2 protein-coding genes and 1 pseudogene are annotated in these 1,701 nt (G+C 57.8%); all 3 read right to left on the bottom strand.

Annotated elements, in window-relative coordinates; all coding sequences use genetic code 11:
• Positions 1–198: pseudogene (locus A3A9_RS45590) on the bottom strand (hypothetical protein); the annotation flags it as partial.
• 104 nt (positions 199–302) lie between these two features.
• Positions 303–614 carry a type II toxin-antitoxin system RelE/ParE family toxin gene (locus tag A3A9_RS0136450; RefSeq protein ID WP_027062830.1) on the bottom strand — a complete coding sequence of 104 codons (312 nt, stop codon included), beginning with the start codon at positions 612–614 and terminating at the stop codon, positions 303–305.
• A 3-nt stretch (positions 615–617) separates the two neighbouring features.
• Positions 618–884 (bottom strand): type II toxin-antitoxin system ParD family antitoxin, encoded by a 267-nt coding sequence (locus A3A9_RS0136445; protein ID WP_027062829.1) that lies wholly within the window; start codon positions 882–884, stop codon positions 618–620.
• Positions 885–1,701 lie beyond the last annotated feature (817 nt).

Raw genomic sequence — 1,701 nt, 5'->3', positions numbered from 1 at the left:
GAGGGCAGACCTAGAAGCAAACTTCTTCGTCGCCAGCGGCGCACCGCCCTCGTTCGTGAGGCGTATATAGTCGCCACCAACCAAAACTGTCAACAGCCATCTCAGATGTTTTTTCGATTTCTCGTGGAGATATCCACGGGGCTGAAATTCATGAGTTGGCTTGGTTGAAATTGTGCGCGGCGTTCGGCTGCCGATCATTCCCGTCGAGGCTCGTCGCCCCGGGCGCCGGGTGCGTGCCATAGGCCCGAAAATCGCTTGCCCTGGCAGATGAATGTCGGCCGCCGCGCAGCCTGACCAGTGTTTCAGAGCCGGTCTTCCAGCAATTCCGGCGTGATGTTCCGGCCGGCGTAAAAGATACCCAGGATCAGCACCCGTTCGCCGTCGACCGCAAAAGCAATGCTGACGGCGCGACGGTAACCAACAATCCGCAGCCCAGGCATGATCTCCACCCGCTCTGTGCCGCGCTGTGGAAAAGTCGACAAGCCCAGGCAATGGTCGCGAATGCCCGCAACAAAATTCCACGCGATCACCGGCGACGCCCGTTCGGCTATGTCGTCATAGAGCTGTTCGAGTTCGGCCTCCGCCTTGGGATGGAAGACAATCCGATACTCCATCCGCTACTTCACTCTCGCCTGCTTCGCGCGATGACGCGCCTCAAGCCGCGAGAAAACCGTCTCGGCAGGAACTCCCTTCGCCGGATCCTGCTGAAGCTCGGTCAGGCGCGCCGGGATTTCCTCGCGCAACCATTTCTCCCGCTCCGCCTCGAAATCCTCGAGCATGCGCAGGCCGGCACGGACAACCTCACTGGCATTGTTATAGCGACCTGATTCGAGTTGCTTCCGGATGAAGCTCTCATAGTGGTCGTTCAGAGCGTAATTGGGCATGGCAACCTCCTGGAAAAACACGCGGTTACACCCGAGATATAGCAATAGATGTCATCTGTTGGCAATTTCGATTGATTCTGGGGCACTCTGCCTGTCCTCTGATTCGGATTGTCACGCAGACAAGGCTTGATTCGCATGATTCGGCACAAGCGATATATCGCCTCGCCCCCCCCATGCCGGCGACGCCATCCAGGATCGAATCCGCAATCGACAGCTGCGGCAATCTGTTCTCGTCATCCAGGAGATACGACGGGCACTGTAGCCAATTGAGAAAGAGGGCCCGCCGGCTAAATTCACTTCGCAATTGGTTGTGGGTCGCCGCTGCGATTCGGCTCTTGCCGTTGGCTTCTGCTTCGAGACGGCCTGATCCTATTCGCGCGACTGGGCTGAAGTTTCTTTCAGACCCTTCGTTCCTCATCAACTCGATGGCGCCCATCTGCGGAAAGCGAAGCGGCCTGCCGTGTTATCGCCTTGCGGGCTGTTGAGTTTTGGTATTTTGGCCATGGTTTGCGTTTTTGTCGCGGGGCTTTGGCCGGCGATGTCTGCGGGCTGCTGAGCCAGGGACTAGATGATCACCAAAACAAAAAGGCCCGCTTGAGGGCGGGCTTGTTTTGAGAGGTTGGCATTGTCGCCAGGGTTTGCGTTTTGTGTCCCGCGGCGTCAGCTTCGCCTCGTTGCGGGGCTGCTGATGACGGTTAAGATCGCCGGCCCCCAGAGCCAGATACAAAAAAGGCCCGCACGAGGGCGGGCCATTTTCAAGAGTTTGGTTGCGGGGACAGGATTTGAACCTGTGACCTTCAGGTTATGAGCCTGACGA

Origin of the sequence: Mesorhizobium loti CJ3sym (assembly GCF_000472785.1) — a bacterium.
GTDB classification, from domain to species: Bacteria; Pseudomonadota; Alphaproteobacteria; order Rhizobiales; family Rhizobiaceae; genus Mesorhizobium; species Mesorhizobium loti_E.
Note: the sequence above shows the minus strand (reverse complement) of the source record. Positions and strands in the feature narration are given on the sequence as shown.

Excerpts from the sequence above, each read along its gene's own strand:
- A3A9_RS0136450 (WP_027062830.1), bottom strand. The coding sequence starts at position 614 with ATGGAGTATCGGATTGTCTTCCATCCCAAGGCGGAGGCCGAACTCGAA.
- A3A9_RS0136445 (WP_027062829.1), bottom strand. The coding sequence starts at position 884 with ATGCCCAATTACGCTCTGAACGACCACTATGAGAGCTTCATCCGGAAG.